Raw genomic sequence first — 18,291 nt, 5'->3', positions numbered from 1 at the left:
GGGTGTGTGTCCGGCGGGGGTTCGGGTGTGGGGGTGAGACGGGGTGCCGGAGGGGGCGCGTCAGGGCTGCTGGTCGGGCGACGGCAACGTCAGCGTGGCGATCGCGCCGTCGTCCTCCGCGTTCGTGAATCCGAGCCTCCCGCCGAGCACCTCCGTCTGGCCCAGCGCGATCGTCAGGCCGAGGCCGTGGCCCTTCGCGCCGCCCTCCGTCCTGAACCGCTGCGGACCGCCCTCCAGCAGGTAGTCCGGGAAGCCCTCCCCGTGATCACGCACGGTGATCACTGGGCCGTCCACCGTGAGGACCACCGGCGGGCGGCCGTGCCGATGGGCGTTCGCCACGAGGTTGCCGAGCACCCGCTCCAGACGCCGGCGGTCCGTCAGCACGCAGACGTCCCGCACCACGGTCACTTCCGTCTCCGTGCCGGAACCCCGCACCACCCGCTCGGCCAGCGGGCCGAGCCAGTTGTCGTCCAGGTCCACGCGCTCGCTGCGCGCGTCCAGGCGCGAGATCTCCAGCAGGTCCTCGGTGAGGGTCCGCAATGCGGCGACCCGGTCCCGTACGAGTTCCGTCGGGCGGCCCGGCGGGAGGAGTTCGGCCGCCGCGTGCAGGCCCGTCAGCGGTGTCCGCAACTCGTGCGCCACGTCTGCCGTGAACCGTTGCTCGCTGAGCAGCTTGAGCTGCAACGACGACGCCATGCTGTCCAGCGCGCCGGCGACCGCGGCCACCTCGTCCTGGTGCCTGGCCGGATTTCGCGTCCGCGGATCGCCCACCCTCGCGTCCAGGTCCCCGCGGCTGATCCGCCGGGCCACCCTCGCCGTCGCGTGCAGGCGCCGCGTCACGCGCGTCACCGCGAACGCTCCCACCAGCAGCGTCGCGCCGATCGCCAGCACCGACGAGCCGACGATCGCCCGGTCCAGGCCGTCGATCGTCCGGGCGCCCTGCGCGTAGTCGAGCTCCACGGCCAGGGCGTGGCCCCCGTCGACCGGTCCCGCCGCCCACATCGTGGGGGCCTTCGTGTGGCTGCTCACCATGGTGCCGCGCTCTCCGGCCGCGGCGAGCCGGCGCAGCGAGTCGGGCAGCTCCGGGGGGTCGACGCCTGCGAGCGGGCCGAGCCGGGACCCTGCCTCGTACGCCTTGGTGGCCTCGTCGAGCCGGTCCAGTGCGTGGTCGCGGGCCTGGCCCACGGTCTGGTTGGTGACCGATACGTGGACCAGGGCGCCCAGGAGTGCGGCCAGTGCGCAGCACATCACCGTGATGAAGACCGCGGCCTTCCAGGTGAGGGTGGCTGTCCAGGCGGGGAGGCGGGGTTTGGGGGCGGGGGTCATGGGGTGCTCTTGGTGGGGGACGGGGTTGGGGCTGGTGTCGCGGCCGGGGCCGGGGCCTGGGCTGGGGCGGCGTTCTGCGCCTTCCGTGTGTGGGCGGGTGCGGGGCCGGGCCGGTATGTCCGTCCTCGCTCGGATGGTTCGGCGTCGGATCGCGTAGGCGTCAGGAGTGGGGGCCGGCTCCGGGCGGACGTACCGGCCCGGCCCCTTCCGTTCCGTTGCGGGTGCGGCGGCTCGGGGGCCGGGGTTCCACGGCTCGTGTGCGTGGGGCGGCTCGTGTGCGTCGCCCGGCTTGGGTGTCTCGTCATCGGGTGGGGGCCGATGGGGTTGTGGTCGGGGTCTTCGTGGGGGGTGTCTTGGTGGGGGTGGTGGTTGAGGGGTGGGGCTTGGGGGTGGAGGTGGGGGGTGGCGTTTGGGTTGAGGGTGCGCCCGTGCGGAGGATTTCGTCTCTGGTGGGGAGCATCGCGCGCTGGTGCGGGTCCCAGGACCACGCCGTGCGGTACTCGTAGCCCGGCAGGTCGGCGACCGCGCGCAGGATGACGTCCCGGCCCGCGATCTCCACGCTCACGACCGCGTCCGACGTCCCCATGATCTGCGTCAGCTTGTGGCCCTCGAACGTGTAGCAGCGCACGGCCAGTTGGCCTTTCGGCAGGCGGATCCCCACGATCAGTTGGTCCTTGCCGTCACCCGTCAGATCCCGGTAGTACGCCTTCAGGACCGGGCACTTGGTGCCGTCCTTCCTGCCGCAGTCGTCCAGCCCCACGACCTTGCCCTTGCCGTCGTCCGGGTCCGGGGACGGGCTCGGCGATGCCGCGGCGGCCGCCTCCTGTGCGCGGACCACGTCGACCGGGTTCACGCGGTGAATGTCGTCACCCTTGGCGGTGATGCCCTTCACGACCTCGGTCTTGCCCGAGCCGTAGTCATCGGCCGCGGCGGACGCCGGCGGCAGCGTGGGCCAGAGCCGGGCAGGTTCCACCGCCGTGGACGTCGGCCCCGCGCTGCGCAGCTCGCCCGAGTCTCCGCACCCCGCGAGCAGCAGTGCGGCTGCGGTCATGGCCACGGCCGCGGAACAGGTGCGCCTGGAAATCACTGCACTCCTGCCTGTCCGCGTGCCGGTCGCTCACTCCACTGACACCTTGTCGGCCATATTGACCTTATTGGTGAGGAAGTCCTTTTTATTCAACCGAGCGACCCTGCGCACCTCGAACCCTCAGCCGTCGGTGCGCCCGCGCCGGTACATCGAGAAGGCGAGTCCCCCCGCGCCCGCCGCCGCCATCGCGCCGCCCGCCGCCACGAACAGCGGGTGCGAGTCGGGTGTGCCCTGAGACTCCTCCGCCGCGCTCGCCGGGGCGGGACTCGCCGGCCGGTCGGGCTGGGCGTGCGCGAACGCGGCCGTCGGGACCAGGAGCGCGCCACCGAGAACGGCGGCGACGAAGGTGCCGCGGGCCAGCAGACCTGCTCGACGAGTGGTGCTCACGGAACGTCTCCTCTGCTCTACTCCCGGTGCGGTGCACTCCACCAGGTGGCGTAAACGCTGACGTCATCACCGTAAAGACCCCTCATCACGGCAATTCGGCAGCTGTGTAACAGCGGGCCGAAACTCTGCGGACGGTGCCGTCACGGGGGTCCGGACGGCATATTGCCCTGCGGCTCCGGGACTGCTCCCATGGTCATGGGGTGATGGTGCATGAGCGGTCTGCGCGTCATACCGACCTGGCGACATGGTCGGGAGCGGCTCTATGTCTGCGGCGACGACGGCAGGAACGTCGCGTGGTACGACCGTGAGGCCGGTCGCGTCAATCTGATCAGCGAGGCCCGCCGGGACGCCGTGCTCGACGCCCTCGGGCCCTTCCTGACCGGCCAGGTCACGGTCGGTCCGCCCCCGGTGCCGACCCCCGCCGAACTCGCCAGGCTCGCCCTCCACCCGGACGACGACCTCGCGCCGAACCGGCCGGGCGAGGCCCTCCAGATCGCCGTCGACCGCGACCCGGGTGCGCCCCGGCGGCTGCGGGGGGACCCGCGACGCCGGGCCCTGGAGGCCGAGCAGTCCGTCGGCGGAGCGCTCGACGCGTTCGAGCGGGCGGGCTGGCGCGCGCTGCACTCCGTGCCGCTGCCCGGCGGCGCCCGTATCCACCACCTCCTCATCGGGCCCGGCGGCCTCTACGCGCTGCACACGCTCCCGGCCCGTAGGCAGCGCGTCCGCGTCGCCGACCCGATGGTCGTGACCGGCCGCTCGGAGCCGCACCCGCTCCTGCGACGCGTCCGCGCGGACGCGTCCCGCGCGTCCTTCGCCCTGACCGCCGAGGTCCGCCCGGTCCTGGCTGTCGCGGGCGCCACGACGGTAGAGATGGCAGCACCCCCACGGGACGTACGCATCGTCCTTGACACCGAACTCCAGTCGCTGGCGCGCACGGGCGGCGTCCTGAAACCGGCCGACGTCGAGGCCCTGCACGCGATGGCCCGCGACCGCCACACCTGGCTGCGTGTCTGACGCCGACGGCGGATGCTGCTGCCCGTCTGAGGCCGGTGGCGGTTGCCGCGCGGTGCGCCGGCGGCGACTTCTGTGCGGTGTCCGGTCGCGCGGGCAGTTTTCTACTGCGTCTGCCTGCGCCGCACCATCTCGGTGATCCAGACAGGTGCGAACGGGGACGTGCAGCCCGGGGACGTCGGGTAGTCCTTGAGTACCTGGAGGCGCTCGCCGATGTCGATCGCGCGGGCGCGGTGTTCGGCGTGGTCGATCCCGATCTGGGCCAGGCAGTGGTTCATCGCCCACTGAAGGCGGTCCGGGGCGTCCTTCATCTGCGCCTCGATGACGTCGAGGAGCGCCGAGAGGTCGAGGCCCTCGGGCTTCTTCGCCACGCGTTCGGTGGTCAGCGCCCAGCCGGCACTCGCGACCACCGGATCCGGATCGGCCGACCAGGCCAGACGCAGTTCTTCGGCATGGGGGTTCTTCTTCACCACGTAGTTCACGAGCCAGTCGTGCACCTTGGGCGTGCGCGCCTGGCGCACCATCCGGTCCAGCTCGTCGCGCTCGAACGCCTTCGGGCGGCAGATGAGGAGGGCGAGGAGTCTTGCCGCGGTGTCGTCCGTCTCCCAGAGCCCGGTCGCGAGTTCCTGCTGCGTCTTCAGCCGCTTGGCGAGCGCGCGCAGCTTGCTGAGGTTCACGCCGTGATCGTCGCCGTGCTTCTCGTTCACGGCACGTGCCTTCGGGTCCTCGAGCCCGGCCAGCTCGGCCATCACCTCGGCGACCGTCGTCCCGGTCAGCGTCTTCTCGGTCAGCGTCTTCTCGGCCACCTCGGCCCTCCCGTCCGTCACGCGCGAGATCTCAGCCTACGGCGACGCTACGACACCTCATCCACTCATCCATCGTTCCGCATCCGCACGAAACGGACGGTCTCGTGGCGCCCGGCCGCTTGGCGCAGTTCGATGAGAAGGGGGACTGTCAGCATTCTCACCGGACCGTGTTCCGGGTGGTCCGTCACTTGTCCCAAACGATCGCGTACCAACTCGGCGACCTGCCGTGACTGCGTCGGGGTCAATCGGGGCGACGTCTTGACGCTTCGGTCATCGGGGAGCCGTACGAGAAGTGCCTGCGGTCTGCCCAACGGGCCGAAAACGCCCAGGAGTTCACCGTCCGTCGTATCCGCATGCCTGATCTTTCTCCAGGCCCGGGTTCCGCCTGCCCGGTAGGTCGAGCGCAATTCCTTCGCCACAATTCCTTCGACGCCGGCCGCTCTCATGTCGCGAAACCAGATGTGGGCGGTTTCCTCGTCGAGCGTTGCCAGTACGCGCTGCAGGGGCGGGCCGACGTCTTGCAGTGCGGCGCCCAGCAGCTCCCAGCGTTTCTTCAGGGGCAGTGCCCTGACGTCGCGGCCCGGGACGGCGAGGATGTCGAACGCCACGTAGGACACCGGGATGCCCGATCGCGCTCGATCGGCGTGGGACCGGAGGAGATCGGTGAAGCTCAGGCGACCGTCGCGGTAGGCGCACAGTTCACCGTCCAGTACCGTTCCGGCCGCCAGGTTCTCGCGCAGATATGCGGCAATCTCTGGAAACTCCGGGGAAAGGTCTCTTTTCGAGCGGGACTGCAGGAAGACCCGTCCGTCCTCGAGGACGAAGGCAAGGGCACGGAATCCGTCGAGTTTGAGGGAGTACTGGAGATTCTCGGCCGTGCCTGATTGCTGGGGGATCTCGTCCACAGCCTGGGGACGCATGACATCGACAGGTGGCCGTAGGGCTACCGCCGGCGAATTGTTCTGAGCCATTCCGTCAGCGTCTGCCCGCCCGGCCTTCCGGGTGAGGAGAGGCTCGCCCTTCGCGTCGCACCGTCACCGGGACAGCCCCGGCTCTCCCGCTCAGGGCACATGCCCGGCGCGGTTCAGGTTGATCAGGGGGCCGAGCAGGTCCCCGTAGCGTTCGAGGCGGGGGGCGATGTCGTCGGCCAGGAACGTCAGCTCCCGCGCGTCCGTGCAGGCCTCGACCTCCTCCCACGTCACCGGCGCCGACACGGTCGGCTCCGGGCGGGCGCGCAGCGTGTACGGGGTCGCCGTGGTCTTCGCGGCAGCGTTCTGGCTGAAGTCGACGAAGACCTTGCCGGGGCGCAGGCTGCGGGTCATGCGGTGGACGACCAGTTCCGGATGTTCGGCCTCCGCCTCCACCGCGAGGGTTTTCGCGTAGGCGCTCACCCGATCGGACGGTGTCGGTTCCAGCGGCACGAGCATGTGCAGCCCCTTGGAACCGGAGGTCTTCACGTACGAGTGCAGCCCGTCCGCACGCAGCCGCTCCTGAAGCCAGAGCGCGACCGCGCAGCACTCCACCACGTCCGCCGGCTCTCCCGGATCCAGGTCCAGGATCAGCCGGTCGGCCTGTCCGGGTGCGTCCGCCTGCCACTGCGGCGTATGGAACTCCGTCACCAGATTGGCCGCCCACATGAGTGAGGCCAGATCCTGTACGAGGACCTGGCGGGACGGGGCACTCCGCGAATGCGGCACGTCCGCCGTCCGCACCCACGCAGGCGTGCCCGGCGGCACGTTCTTGGTGAAGAACCGCTGGCCCTCGGGCCCGTCCGGGTAGCGCAGGAAGGACACGGGCCGGTCGTACAGGTGCGCGAGCAGGGACCCGGCGACCGTCGCGTAGTAGTGCAGCAGCTCGCCCTTGGTGAACCCGGTTGCCGGGTACAGCACCTTGTCGAGGTTGCTGAGCGCGAGCCGCCGCCCCTCCACCTCTGTGATGGGCGTCATACGATGAGAATCCCACGGAAATCGTCACGAGCTATCTCAAAGAGCTACGGCGGTGAAGGGGGCGGTCGCACGGCGAGCCGGTTCGGCCACGGCCGGCGACTCGGCTACGGCCGGTCGGCTGGCTGGCTGGTTGGCTCGGCTACGGCCTGCCGGCTTGTCTACGGCAGGGCACACGGCAGGGCAGCACTACGCAGGGCACACGGCAGGGCAGCACCACGCAGGGCACACGGCAGGGCACTACGCAGGGCACACGGCAGGGCACTACGCAGAGAGGGACACCGTGCGATCCATCTGGAACGGCGCCATCTCGTTCGGCCTGGTCAGCATTCCGATCAAGCTGGTCAACGCCACCGAGAGCCACTCGATCTCCTTCCGGCAGATCCATCTGGAGGACGGCGGCCGCATCCGCTACCGCAAGTTCTGCGAGCTGGAGGAGAAGGAGGTCGCGTCGGCGGAGATCGGCAAGGGATACGAGGCGGCGGACGGCGCGATCATCCCGATCACGGAGGAGGACCTGGCCTCCCTGCCGATCCCGACCGCGCGGACCATCGAGATCGTGGCCTTCGTCCCCGGCGACCGGATCGACCCCCTCCAGATGGATGCCGCCTACTACCTCTCCGCGAACGGCGTCCCCGCCGCGAAGCCGTACACCCTGCTGCGCGAGGCGCTCAAGCGGAACAAGAAGGTCGCCATCGCCAAGTTCGCCCTGCGCGGGCGGGAGCGGCTCGGCATGCTGCGCGTCGTCGACGACGTCATCGCGATGCACGGCCTGCTGTGGCCCGACGAGGTGCGCTCCCCGGAGGAGGTGGCCCCCGAGACCCAGGTGACCGTGCGCGAGGCTGAACTCGATCTGGCGGACGCACTGATGGACACCCTCGGCGAGGTCGACATGGAGTCGCTGCACGACGACTACCGCTCCGCGGTCGAGGAGATGATCGAGGCGAAGGCGTCCGGCGAGGGCGTGGTGGAGGCGCCCGCGGTTCCCGAGGGTGCCGGCGGCAAGGTCATCGACCTGATGGCGGCCCTGAAGAGCAGCGTCAAGGCGGCCAAGGAGGCCAGGGGCGACGCGGCCGCTCCGGAGCGGGAGGCGAGAGTGACCCCGCTGAAGTCCCGTACGGCCCCGAAGGATGTCGGCGGGAAGAAGTCGACGTCGACGAAGGCGAAGCCCGCGGCGTCCGGGAGCGGTACGGCGAGGAAGACGACGGCCAAGAAGTCGGCCGCCTCGTCGCGGACGGCGCCGGCTGAGAAGGCGAGCACGTCGAAGGCGGGTGCAGCCAGGGCGAGTACGTCGAAGGCGAGTACAGCCGGGTCGAGCACGTCCAAGGCGAGCACGTCCAAGGCGAGCACGCCTAAGACGAGTGGCTCGAAGGCGAGCGCCTCGAAAGCCACGGCCAAGAAGACGACTGCCAAGAAGTCACCGGCATCGGCATCGGCAAAGAAGAGGGCGTCGCGCAGGCGGGCGTCCTAGCGGGACGGCGGGCGTTCTGGCGGGACGGCGGGCGTTTTGGCGGGACGGCGGGCGTCCTGGTGGGGCCGGCGGCGGCCGTACGCAGATGCGCGCATACGCGCATACGCACGAACGTGCCGCCGCCGGGCCACCTGTCTGTGTGCGCCTACCGGGCCACGAACTGCGTCAGGATCGCCTGCACCTCGTAGATGTCGACGCCCTTGCTGAACGTCTTCTGGACGGGCGCCGCCGTGCCGGAGATCCAGATCTTGAGCTCACCGTCGAGGTCGAAGTGACCGGCGGTCTCGACGGCGAAGTGCGTGATGCTCCGGTAGGGGATGGAGTGGTACTCCACCTTCTTGCCGGTGATTCCCTGCTTGTCGACGAGGATCAGACGCCGGTCGGTGAAGAGGATGGTGTCGCGGATGAGCAGGTACGCGGCCTGCACCTGCTCGCCCTGACCGAACAGTTTGGCGTACTCCTGCTGTGCGCCGACGGGGTCGACGGTGTGAGCGTTTCCGAACAGTGCCATGAGGCCCCCCAGATGATGAACTCCTGCGTAGACACAGGATCTTCACACTGTAGGTGAGGTCTTGGCCAGAGTGCGGTCAACCCCTTCCGGGCTGAATGCGGTGACCAGGAGTCCGACGCTCTTCATCCGTACCTCGCGGGTCCCGGCCGCACCTCCGTCCCCGGCGTGCTCATACGCGTGCAGAGTGTTCGCGAGCGTACGATGCGCCAACTCCCGTGCCTCGCCGCCGACTTGTTCGGTCAGGTGCCGGCCGGGCCCGGAGTCGAGCAGGAACGCGGCGGCGTCACCGGCGTCTCGCCCCCACAGTCCGTACGTCTCCACGCGCCGCACCTCGACGCCCGCGAACCCGGCGTCGGACAGCACACCGCGCGTGACGTCCGCGTCGGCCAGGGAGAACATCCCCGGGCCGCGAGACGTGTCCCGCTCGCCCGGAGCCCCGAAGTCGCCGACCGGCAGGATGCCGCGCAGTTCTGCGATGGCCCGGAGCCAGTCGTTTCCCCCGGGCTCGGCTGCGCAGATGAACGCCAGTCTCCCGCCCGGCCGCAGGGCCCGCCGGATGTTGGCGAAGGCGGCGACGGGGTCGGCGAAGAACATCACCCCGAACCGGCTGATGGCGACATCGAAGTCACCGGCGGGGAAGGGGTGGATCTGGGCGTCGCCCTGCTCGAACCCGGCACCGGCCGCGCCTTCCTGCCGAGCGGTCTCCTCGGCCCGCGCCAGCATGGGGCCGGACAGATCGACGCCCAGCGCCCGCCCGTCCGGGCCTGCCTGCCGGGCGGCGAGACGGGTGGTGGCCCCGGCGCCGCAGCCGACGTCCAGGACGCGCTCACCGGCGCGGACGGCGGCAGCGTCGAGGAGAGGCTGGTTGAACCCTTCGTTCACGGCGTCCCAGCGATCCTGGTTGCGGGCCCAGTGCTCGCCTTCGTACCCGTTCCAGGCCTGGGACTGATCGACGTTCACGATGTGCGGCATGACGGAATCCCCTCGCGGTGGCGGACCGGCCGACGGACGACCTAGAATGGGCACCTGCCCAAACCAGTATGGGCACACGCCCAAACTGACGGCAAGGGAATTGAACGGGCATGGCGTGACTGGGCCGGACGGTGACCGGGCCGGACGACGAACGGTCCTGCCTCATGGCGGACCCCACTGCGCACCTGATGAGAAGAGGAAGAGGCAGCAGCATGTCCCCGCGTGGAGTGGCGATCCCCGACGTAAGAGAGCGGCTTTTCGACGCGGCGGAGCGGATCCTCGCGCGGGAGGGTCCGTCCGGCCTGACGAGCAGGGCGGTCACCACCGAGGCCGGCTGCGCGAAGGGCCTCCTGCACAAGCACTTCGAGGGCCTGGACGAACTCGTCGCGGAACTCGTCCTGTCCCGCTTCGCCCGTACGGCGGGCCTGGCGGAGGAACTTCCGGCGCGCGCGGGCGAGTCCACGGTGGCGGCCAACCTGAAGACGATCGGCTACGCCCTCCTGACATCCCTGAACGCCACGACGGCGGGCCTGGCGGTCTCGACCCCGGCGGCATCGCAACGTATCCGCGAGGCCCTGGAGGCGGGCGCCCCGGGCTTCGACGCGATCCAGGAGTCGATCGCGGCGTACTTGGACGCGGAAGTGGAACGGGGCCGTCTTTCCCCGGCCACGGACACGACGGCGCTGGCGCTGGCGCTGGTCGGTACGGTCCACCACCTGTTGATGACGACGTGGGGAGACGCGGCACGGGACCCGGGGGAGCAGACGGAAAGACTGGTGACGATGCTGCTCGGCCCGACGACCGGAGGATCAATCAGCCATGGACAACTTTGATGACGTGGACAACTTTGACAACGCGGACAACATGGACAACGCGGCCGACGTAGACAACGTTGACGACGTCATCCGGAGTAACCGCCCCGGATCGTTTCCGTACAGCGTGCTGCGCGAGCGCCACCCCGCGCTCATCCAGCGGGTGCGGGACGCGTTCCCTTACGACCCGGAGCGGCAGCGGGCGCTGGACGCGCTCCTGAGGGAGAGCACGGATCCCGCCGGCGTGATGGAACCGCTGCCGGCCGACGCCCGCGACCGTGAACAGTGGGAGGAATGGGGGAGCGGCGAGCACGTGGGCGGGTCATGGTTCGACGCGCCCTTCCTGTGGGCGGAGAGCTACTTCTACCGCAGGCTGCTGGACGCGGTCGGCTACTTCGACCCCGCAGGACCGTGGCAGGGCATCGACCCGTTCCGCCCCTTCAAGCAGGCGGAGCTACGGAGCCCGGAGGCTCAGGCGGAACTGACGGCCCTGGACCGCCTGGCGCAGGAACCGCCGGAAACCCAAGGCCGGGCGCTGCTCCACGGCTCCCTGTGGGGCAACCGGGCAGACCTGGGTTTCCAGCTCACCGCGAACGCCACCGACGCCCCCACCCCCACCGCACCCCTCCTGGCGGACGACTCGAACGTCCTCTGGTCGCTCCTGCCACCCGGGGCCGGGAACACCGTCCACGTGGTGGCGGACAACGCGGGCCGCGAACTGGTCCCCGACCTCCTCCTCATCGACCACTTCCTCCGTCACGCACACGCGGAACAAGTGGTCCTCCACGTAAAGCCACACCCGTACTACGTCTCCGACGCGACCCCCACGGACGTCATCGACGCCCTGCGCCATCTGAAGCAAGCCCCGGGCGAGGCAGGCGATGCGGGCGAACGCCTGTGGCGCGCAACGTCGACAGGGCACCTGCAGCTCCGCACGCACCCCTTCTCCTGCGCCCCTCTGCCGTACGCCGCAATGCCGGACGATCTGAAGAAGTCCTTCGAGACGGCCACACTGACGATCCTGAAGGGCGACCTGAACTACCGTCGCCTGGTGGGCGACCAACTCTGGCCCCCCACAACCCCGTTCCTCACCCGCACGTCCTATTTCCCGTCCCCCGTAGCAGCCCTGCGCACCCTCAAGTCAGACGTCGTAGTGGGGCTGGACGCGCAAACGGAACGCACTCTGAATGCCGCGGAACCCCAAAACTGGCGAACAAAGGGAACGCACGCGGTAATCCAGGTACGCGACGAGTGACGACGATGAAAGCGCTGCCTCCTACTCCGACCGCGGACCCGTCCAATGACCCACTCAATTACCCGTCCGATCAAGCACGCAAGGGCACGTGCTGCGCGGGGACGCAGGATGGGAGATTCAGTGCAGCATGCATCATGAGTCGGCGTATCTGTGTGGCCGAAGGGACAGGGGCATGACCGAGCACGGGCCAGTGGAGCTCATCCACCTTGCCGACAAAGAGAACAGCGTGATCGTTCGAGTGGTGGGGGCGACGAGTGTCGGCCTCCCTGGGGGCGGCTGCCTCATCGCCGAGATCGTGGTGGCCAGTGAGTTCGCGAACGGTCGCCTCGCGGAGGTGTATCTGCTCTCCGACGATCTGGACGACTGGGCTGAGGCGCTGGACCTGCTCGCGGCCGGCCGGCCGGTCAGCTGGATGGACGACGGGCGCAACCCGGAGATCCGGATCGAGTTGAAGGGCCCCTACATCTCTCAGGGCGAGACCCTCAACGCTGTAGAGGTCGAGGTAAGAGACGCCTCAGTCTCCCTCACCTCGGTCCGCGTTCTGGTGCGCCTGCCCGACGACTGGGTCGATGCCCATCGTCGGAGACTCGAGCAGGTCCACATGGCATGGCCAGCGTGAGTCGCCGTGGGTTCAAATCCCATACCCGCCACGTTGGTTGAGAGTCCTAGCCGGCGAAGAACGGTCGGGCCTCTCGTCCTTCATGCCTCAGACACACGAACTCGTGAGCGGGAATGACGGGCTCTCCGGGTGTGGGATCGATGGCGCCGATCCTGATGGCCACCGTCGCCACAGCAATCGGCGTATTCGTCGCCTTCGGACGCCTCAAACGCCAACGGTGCAGGGGAGAGACCTCCTTCGCCGGCAGCTCGAACGTGGCCAGTTCAACCCAACGGCCATAGAGGGTCGGGTAGCAACGCACCAGCGCATCGCAATGCCGACACGCACGAGGCTCGATCCATTGCACGTCGTCCGGGTCGCACTCGGGCTCCGGTGCTGCTGTGGCGCCCTCGCTCAGGGCAAGCGCGTCGGCGACCTTGTTCCAGCACCTGTCGCAGAGTTCGGCTGACAGGCGAATGATCCGTACCCGCTCACGAACGTCGGGCCCGTGCGAGGAGCACAACAGGCACTCAGGCTGGCTGACACTGTGGAGAACCGCCATTTTTTGAGTGTGAGTGCCCGGTACATCATTCAAACAGGGCGTCTTTCGGCCTTATTCGACAAAGCGACACTTCAGTAGCCCGATCGACGCGCAGTCGTCACTACCGCATCAAACCACCACTCACTCCAGCTCCCGTCCTGCCTGACGTCGACCCACGCTCGCTCGTGCTCTGCCTGGGTCGACGGCGGGACGGAATGGGAGCCGCGGCTCGTCGTCCCTACGACACACGACCTACGACCTGCGACATCACCCGTGCACTCGACCTGGCTGAACGCCGGGGTCGATCCGACCGAGGTCGCTGAACGGGCGGGCAACAGTATTGAGGCCCTCCTCGGCCGGTATGCCAAGTGCTTGGACGGAAGACAGTAAGTCGCCGATCGACGCATCGAAGAGATCTGCTCGGGGAGTACGAGTGAGGCCGATAACTTTCACTGTGGTGTCTCATACTCCGACCGTGGACATATCCGATGACGGCCAGAGCCTGGATCCTCAGTGGCTCGACGTGAACAACAACGTCTGTGGCGTTGTACAAGGCTGCCGAGACGCCGCACCCGTTGCTGCCGCCTTCGTCCGCGCCGGCTGGTCGTCGCGCTCGTCGTCCTGGCACGGCTACGAGTTGGAGACCAGCTGGTGGCAAGTGGAGCTGGACCCGATCAAGGAACTGGAGGTCCTGCTCAACGGAGTCATCGACCCCCAGCGCCTCGACGACCTCGCCGGCCTGCTCAGCCGCTTCGGCCTCCGGTTCACCCCGGAGTTGTCTGACGACAGCGGCGCCTTGGCACGAGAGATACGAGCCTGAGCCCCAACGCGTGCGCGTGTCCCGGGATCCGTCCGGGGGCCTTCGTCGTTCCTGGAAGTCCCCCGGATTCCCGGGGCTGACCTGGGGCGATGCCACCAAGATCCTGTCCACGAATAGTCCACAGACGCCGACATGGAGCCACTCGGCGCGGCATACGGCTGCACGCACACGTCCCTGGACACGCAAAGACCCCGTCCTCAGCAATAGCGCTGATGGCGGGGTCTTCAGGCACCTAATCCAAGGTGCCCCCGGCAGGATTCGAACCTGCGCACACGGCTACGGAGGCCCCGTGCGACTTAGTCGTTTCCGCAGCTCAGGGGCTCTCTAGCTGAAGCGGTTCGGCGGCCAGTCCACAAACATAGGCCGCGAGCATGCGGCCTCGGTAGCCAGTGCTACTCAGTGGCCGATCGATTCCCTCGGCCAGGTCCGCCGACCCGTGCCACGTTGCCCGCCAGTTATGACTACAGGAGCGGCCCAAGACGGTTCCTGACGATGATGCATGCCGACCCTCGTGTGTGGGGACGGTTTTCGAGAGCCTGCCCTTCACTTAGGTCCGCGCGCTGCACCGGTTCGCGCCTGGGGAAGGCCGATATCGAAGGGCATCCTTGCAGGATGCCCTCCTTAAGCGGGAGGGATTATGGAGTGGGGAACAATTATCACTGTCCTTATCGGCGGACTTATAGGCTTGAGCGGTGACAGCATAGGAAGAATGGGGGCTCGCCGCCAAGCGCAAAGAGCCCGGCAGGAAGTCTTAGAGGATGCCGAGACGGCTCGAAGTCGGGCCATTGAAGACGGCAGCAGGAAGGAGAAGGGCGATAGAGAGAAGCGGGCCGTAGAAAACATCCTCTCCGCCTATCTTGAGAACCCCATTTCGCTCGTGGGTCAGCCCAGGGAAGAGGTCGTGCTGAGCGTCATCAAGATAGGCACGGTCTTGGGGTTTGAGCAGTCTTTCATCATCAATAGCGATCTGCGTCAACGAGTCGCCGAGATATGCTATTTCCTGGATCTTGCGGCAGTGGGTGACGTGGGCGGATACTCACTTGCGGAGGTGGGTTTCCTTGCCAGGAGCGAGACCCGGATGCTGATGGGGGCGTGGGCTAGGGGAGAGGTCTTGCCGGATTCCATCGAAGGGTGGGGAGAGATTCGGCGTAGCCGTGCACAGATAGAAGCGCGCTGGCAGCAGAAATTGCGCGATGCGGGCTTGAGGGTGGTAATTCCACCCCTATCCATCTATTAACTTGTAGGCCTGGTCTTGGGTGAAGTGGTCGGTGAAGCCTTAATTGGCAAGCCTCCTTGGAGTGTTTTGCCTCCGGTACATAAGTCTGGCGAGGCGCCGAAGGAGAACAGGGAAGCGCTCTGATCTGTGATGCTTCGCACGCCTAGGCACAGTGGACGCGCTAGGGCCTCTCAGGTGATCACTGAGGGGCCCTAGCGTTGTCTGGCGTGATGAGACCTTCTGATCAGTAGCTCTAGTTGCGGGGCTGAAAGACGTACGCAACGGGCGTGTCAGAGCCAGCTTGGCTCGTTGAAGCGGTAGCCGTCATCCGTCCGTGCCTGACGCGTGCCCGATCGGTCGGGGAACCACGGGGAATCACGGTCACCGACGGGCAGCGCGCACGACGAAGGCCCCCGACCAACGTTGCTGGTCAGGGGCCTTCAGCCTGCGCGACGGGTATGGGATTGGAACCCACGGTGACTCGCGCCGCGACGGTTTTCAAGATCGCGCTGGGCGTGACTCGCCGATTGAGACTCCACCAGCCTTACGGCGCCAACCTGGTCTAAGCAGTTGCGAGTGCGTCTCGCTTCTCCGCCCAGTTTGCGCGGCAGTGATTAATTGTCGACCTTGGCACAAATGGCGTAGGCGGTGGCCGTGAACGTGAAGTCCCCGGAGTTAAAGACCTTGACCACCCACCCCGTGTTGTCCGCGGTTGGACCGTTGTCGTGCTCGCCGATGTCCGTACTGGTACCGCTCCAGCGGATTCCTCCGCCCGTGACCTTCTTGCCGGCGGGGCAATCCGCCTCGACTGGAACGCCAAGCGAGTTGGGCAGGACGTCGTAATTCGTCGATACCACCTCGTAGCCCGTAAAGCCCTGCTGGCCCGATGGGTTCGAGTTCTGTTCGGCGTTCTGGCTGCAGTTGATGTTCTGTGTACCGGAGAACGTGTAGCTCTGGCCGACCTGCCCCATGGGGAAGCAGGCGAGGGTGACCGACGGGCTACCCAGGAGAGAGAAGTCCCGGGCTGTCCTGGGCGTGAGCGGTTCCAGAACCGAGGAAGAGCGCGACCGCCGCCACGGCTGTCGACACCGCAGCAAGCTTCTTCTTGAGCTTCATGCCGGAGCCTGTCTGACCACGTACCAAGTTTGAGCGCATGATGGGAAGCCTGCCGATGTCGCCACAGCCAACGAGCGCTCGATAGCGCTTCAGGAGATCAGTGATCTTGTCAGGATCGGACAGGCTGTTCAGCTCTGCCAGAAGATTGTCGGGGCAGAGTTCGTAGAGGTCACCCCACCAGCGTCGCCCCTTGTTGTCCCAGATCCTGTAGCCGCCCGGCACGCCGCGTGCGACGTACTGCCGTTTACTCACGCTGCCCCTCCCGCCATTGTTGCCCTGGTCAGCAAAGCAGGGCAGGTCGCAGAGCACGACTTCATTAACCCATCACTCACCCAGCTCCCATCCCGTACGCCGTCGACCCACACACCGTGGAGCGGGCGTGGTTCATGGCGTCCAGGTGGAGCGCGCCACTGTACGAACGACTGTGAGGATTGGTCATGGCACCGCTCGGCGGCCTGACCCACCGAACGATTGACGCTTCGGGCTGTCTTTTCCAGGAATCGTCGGCGGTCTGGGCGGTGCCGCTATGCACGCGGCCGGTCGAGCGCCTGTGACCTCATAGGAGCCCGGCCAAAGGTCCCATCACAGTCTTGTCCTGACGCCCGACCGGCCCGCGCGATCCCTCGCGCATCGCACGGAAGGACAGCAGTTCCCAGCATGGCAGATCAGATCGCGGTGGTCGGCGGCGTGGACACCCACACCGACTTCCACCAGGCAGCCGTGATTGACACCATTGGCCGGCACCTGGCCACCGCTCCCTTCCCCACCACTCCCGACGGTTACCGCCGCCTGCTGGAGTGGATGCCCTTGCACGGTAACGTGCTCGCCGTCGGGGTTGAGGGGACCGGCGCCTACGGTTCCGAACTCGCCCGGTCCCTTCGGGTGAACGAGGTGACCGTGGTCGACGTCGACCGCCCTGACCAAGGTCCGCCGGGCCAACGGCAAGTCCGACCCCGTCGATGCCTACGCTGCCGCGACCGCCGTCCTGTCCGGCCGTGCCCACGGCCGGCCCAAGACCCGCGACGGCATCGTGGAGGCCATCCGGTCCCTGCGGGTGGTCCGCCGCTCGGCTATCAAGTCCCCTACCCAGACGATCAACCAGATCCGCACGCTCATCGTCTCCGCCCCCGCCGAGGTCCGGGAACGCCTGCGCGGCCTGCCCACATACCAGTTGATTGCGCAGCTTGCCCGCTCTCGCCCCGGCGCGGACCTCGCCAACCCGACCTGCGCAGTCCGAACCGCGCTGCGGCGTCTGGTCCGCCGCTACCAGCACCTCACCGAGGAGATAGCCGAGGCCGACGCCGAACTCGACCCCCTGGTCGCGCAAGCGGCTCCCGGGCTGGTGGATTTGATCGGTGTGGGCACCGAGACGGCCGCCCAACTCCTGATTACCGCAGGCGACAATCCCGACCGGCTGAAGTCCGAAGCTTCCTTCGCCCACCATTGCGGGGCGGCCCCCATCTCCGCCAGTTCCGGCCGGACCAACCGCCACCGGCTCAACCGCGGCGGTGACCGCCAGGCCAACCATGCCCTCCACACGATCGCCCTCGTGCGGATGCGCTACGACCCCCGCACCGGGCTCTACGTCGCGCGACGCACTGCCGAAGGCATGTCCAAGAAGGACATCTTCCGCTGCCTCAAACGCTTCATCGCGCGAGAGGTCTACAAGCATCTGACCAGCATGAATATCCCCCGTCTACACCTCCTACAGGCCGCTTGACGATCTATAGGAGCTTCCTGGACGCCATGGGCCGCGTCCGCTCGGCTCTGCCTGGGTCGACGGTGGACGTGATGGGAGCCCCCACGCTCGCCACGGTGTGCCCGCGGCCGGGCACGGCGCCCCCTCCCACCCGGTGCCGGCCGATCCCCCCACCGGAGGCATGTCCTTGACCGTGGGCCGCCTACGTCGGGTGCTCTACTCATGACCTCCGGGCCTATCCATGTGCGCGGGCGTCGGCGCAGCTGGGGCGGAGCGGGCCGAAGGCAGGAGCGGCACCCCGAGCGGAGCCGGGTGCTTGACCTACTACCGGGCCTGGCAGGAAGCCCGACAGCTTGCCCTGCCGCCGGCCGTCGTCGCCTCCCCGTTCGCCCGGCGCCCGTACGACCTTCGGCATCCCGCGCTCTCCACCTGGCTGAACGCCGGCGTGGACGCCACCGAGGTTGCAGAGCGGGCTGGCAACAGCGTTGAGGTGCTGCTGAGTCGGTACGCCAAGTGCCTCGATGGGCGCCAGGAGGTGGCGAATCGGCGGATCGAGGACCTGCTCCATGAGTACGAGTGAGTGGTGAGTGGGACACTCCGTGAGGCCCTGGGACCTGGTCCCGGGGCCTTCTTCAGTTCTGGCTTCTCACCTGGGGAAACAGCCCCACGGCCCAGGCCGCGAATAGGCCGCAGCCGCTGTCATACGGCGACACACCGCGA

At 68.0% G+C, this 18,291-nt stretch carries 18 protein-coding genes, 1 tRNA gene and 2 pseudogenes; 9 read left to right on the top strand and 12 right to left on the bottom strand.

Features of this window, described 5'->3' with window-relative positions; genetic code table 11:
• Window positions 1-60: 60 nt before the first annotated feature.
• From ACIPWY_RS35400 to ACIPWY_RS35390, 3 genes are all read right to left on the bottom strand, one after another.
• Window positions 61-1,326: an ATP-binding protein gene (locus ACIPWY_RS35400; RefSeq protein WP_393704889.1), complete on the bottom strand. Its 1,266-nt coding sequence runs from the start codon at window positions 1,324-1,326 to the stop codon at window positions 61-63.
• Window positions 1,327-1,627: 301 nt separating this feature from the next.
• Window positions 1,628-2,377: a hypothetical protein gene (locus ACIPWY_RS35395; protein ID WP_362908247.1), complete on the bottom strand. Its 750-nt coding sequence runs from the start codon at window positions 2,375-2,377 to the stop codon at window positions 1,628-1,630.
• Window positions 2,378-2,533: 156 nt separating this feature from the next.
• Window positions 2,534-2,800 carry a hypothetical protein gene (locus ACIPWY_RS35390; protein WP_362908246.1) on the bottom strand — a complete coding sequence of 89 codons (267 nt, stop codon included), beginning with the start codon at window positions 2,798-2,800 and terminating at the stop codon, window positions 2,534-2,536.
• A gap of 210 nt (window positions 2,801-3,010) precedes the next feature.
• On the opposite strand from ACIPWY_RS35390, the gene ACIPWY_RS35385 reads away from it, so the two are divergent.
• Window positions 3,011-3,814 carry a nuclease-related domain-containing protein gene (locus ACIPWY_RS35385; protein ID WP_362908245.1) on the top strand — a complete coding sequence of 268 codons (804 nt, stop codon included), beginning with the start codon at window positions 3,011-3,013 and terminating at the stop codon, window positions 3,812-3,814.
• A 101-nt stretch (window positions 3,815-3,915) separates the two neighbouring features.
• On the opposite strand, the gene ACIPWY_RS35380 is transcribed toward ACIPWY_RS35385, so the two are convergent.
• From ACIPWY_RS35380 to ligD, 3 genes are all read right to left on the bottom strand, one after another.
• A complete protein-coding gene (locus tag ACIPWY_RS35380) occupies window positions 3,916-4,560 on the bottom strand; it encodes a DNA alkylation repair protein (protein ID WP_362908284.1) in 645 nt (214 codons plus the stop codon).
• Window positions 4,561-4,682: 122 nt separating this feature from the next.
• Window positions 4,683-5,588, bottom strand: a complete 906-nt coding sequence (locus ACIPWY_RS35375; RefSeq protein WP_401536528.1) for a DNA ligase — start codon at window positions 5,586-5,588, stop codon at window positions 4,683-4,685.
• 90 nt (window positions 5,589-5,678) lie between these two features.
• Window positions 5,679-6,563, bottom strand: coding sequence for a non-homologous end-joining DNA ligase (gene ligD / locus ACIPWY_RS35370; protein WP_362908243.1), 885 nt, complete (start codon window positions 6,561-6,563; stop codon window positions 5,679-5,681).
• 280 nt (window positions 6,564-6,843) lie between these two features.
• Between ligD and ACIPWY_RS35365 the strand changes: the two genes are divergently transcribed.
• A complete protein-coding gene (locus tag ACIPWY_RS35365; RefSeq protein ID WP_401536526.1) occupies window positions 6,844-8,031 on the top strand; it encodes a Ku protein in 1,188 nt (395 codons plus the stop codon).
• A gap of 145 nt (window positions 8,032-8,176) precedes the next feature.
• Here the strand turns inward: ACIPWY_RS35365 and ACIPWY_RS35360 are convergent, their stop codons facing one another.
• Complete coding sequence (locus ACIPWY_RS35360) at window positions 8,177-8,542, bottom strand: PH domain-containing protein (RefSeq protein ID WP_362908241.1); 366 nt, start codon at window positions 8,540-8,542, stop codon at window positions 8,177-8,179.
• A gap of 42 nt (window positions 8,543-8,584) precedes the next feature.
• Window positions 8,585-9,514: a class I SAM-dependent methyltransferase gene (locus ACIPWY_RS35355; protein WP_393704895.1), complete on the bottom strand. Its 930-nt coding sequence runs from the start codon at window positions 9,512-9,514 to the stop codon at window positions 8,585-8,587.
• A 212-nt stretch (window positions 9,515-9,726) separates the two neighbouring features.
• On the opposite strand from ACIPWY_RS35355, the gene ACIPWY_RS35350 reads away from it, so the two are divergent.
• The 3 genes from ACIPWY_RS35350 (at window position 9,727) to ACIPWY_RS35340 (ending at window position 12,200) form a co-directional block, all read left to right on the top strand.
• Window positions 9,727-10,347, top strand: coding sequence for a TetR/AcrR family transcriptional regulator (locus tag ACIPWY_RS35350; RefSeq protein ID WP_362908239.1), 621 nt, complete (start codon window positions 9,727-9,729; stop codon window positions 10,345-10,347).
• 31 nt (window positions 10,348-10,378) lie between these two features.
• On the top strand, window positions 10,379-11,581 hold the full coding sequence (locus ACIPWY_RS35345; protein ID WP_401536552.1) for a damage-control phosphatase ARMT1 family protein: 1,203 nt from the start codon (window positions 10,379-10,381) through the stop codon (window positions 11,579-11,581).
• Window positions 11,582-11,753: 172 nt separating this feature from the next.
• Entirely contained in the window at window positions 11,754-12,200 is a 447-nt protein-coding gene (locus tag ACIPWY_RS35340; protein ID WP_362908238.1) for a DUF5959 family protein, read from the top strand.
• 46 nt (window positions 12,201-12,246) lie between these two features.
• Here ACIPWY_RS35340 and ACIPWY_RS35335 read toward each other — a convergent pair whose 3' ends face one another.
• A complete protein-coding gene (locus ACIPWY_RS35335) occupies window positions 12,247-12,741 on the bottom strand; it encodes a DUF6083 domain-containing protein (RefSeq protein ID WP_393704899.1) in 495 nt (164 codons plus the stop codon).
• Between the two features lie 454 nt (window positions 12,742-13,195).
• Here ACIPWY_RS35335 and ACIPWY_RS35330 point away from each other — a divergent pair, with 454 nt between their 5' ends.
• The gene (locus ACIPWY_RS35330; protein WP_393704901.1) at window positions 13,196-13,540 is read left to right on the top strand and encodes a hypothetical protein; all 345 of its coding nucleotides are present in this window, start codon (window positions 13,196-13,198) and stop codon (window positions 13,538-13,540) included.
• A gap of 243 nt (window positions 13,541-13,783) precedes the next feature.
• Here the strand turns inward: ACIPWY_RS35330 and ACIPWY_RS35325 are convergent.
• Window positions 13,784-13,861, bottom strand: a tRNA-Arg gene (locus tag ACIPWY_RS35325).
• A gap of 316 nt (window positions 13,862-14,177) precedes the next feature.
• On the opposite strand from ACIPWY_RS35325, the gene ACIPWY_RS35320 reads away from it, so the two are divergent.
• Window positions 14,178-14,777 carry a hypothetical protein gene (locus ACIPWY_RS35320; protein ID WP_393704903.1) on the top strand — a complete coding sequence of 200 codons (600 nt, stop codon included), beginning with the start codon at window positions 14,178-14,180 and terminating at the stop codon, window positions 14,775-14,777.
• 593 nt (window positions 14,778-15,370) lie between these two features.
• On the opposite strand, the gene ACIPWY_RS35315 is transcribed toward ACIPWY_RS35320, so the two are convergent.
• Window positions 15,371-15,727 (bottom strand): hypothetical protein, encoded by a 357-nt coding sequence (locus ACIPWY_RS35315; protein ID WP_393704905.1) that lies wholly within the window; start codon window positions 15,725-15,727, stop codon window positions 15,371-15,373.
• A 28-nt stretch (window positions 15,728-15,755) separates the two neighbouring features.
• Window positions 15,756-16,124: a hypothetical protein gene (locus tag ACIPWY_RS35310; RefSeq protein WP_393704999.1), complete on the bottom strand. Its 369-nt coding sequence runs from the start codon at window positions 16,122-16,124 to the stop codon at window positions 15,756-15,758.
• Between the two features lie 405 nt (window positions 16,125-16,529).
• Between ACIPWY_RS35310 and ACIPWY_RS35305 the strand changes: the two are divergent.
• Both ACIPWY_RS35305 and ACIPWY_RS35300 read left to right on the top strand, forming a co-directional pair.
• Window positions 16,530-17,592, top strand: a pseudogene (locus tag ACIPWY_RS35305) (IS110 family transposase).
• A gap of 298 nt (window positions 17,593-17,890) precedes the next feature.
• A pseudogene (locus tag ACIPWY_RS35300) lies at window positions 17,891-18,151 on the top strand (site-specific integrase); the annotation flags it as partial.
• Window positions 18,152-18,291 lie beyond the last annotated feature (140 nt).

Source organism: Streptomyces sp. NPDC090032 (genome assembly GCF_044748025.1).
In the GTDB taxonomy this organism is placed as follows: domain Bacteria; phylum Actinomycetota; class Actinomycetes; order Streptomycetales; family Streptomycetaceae; genus Streptomyces.
Note: the sequence above shows the minus strand (reverse complement) of the source record. Positions and strands in the feature narration are given on the sequence as shown.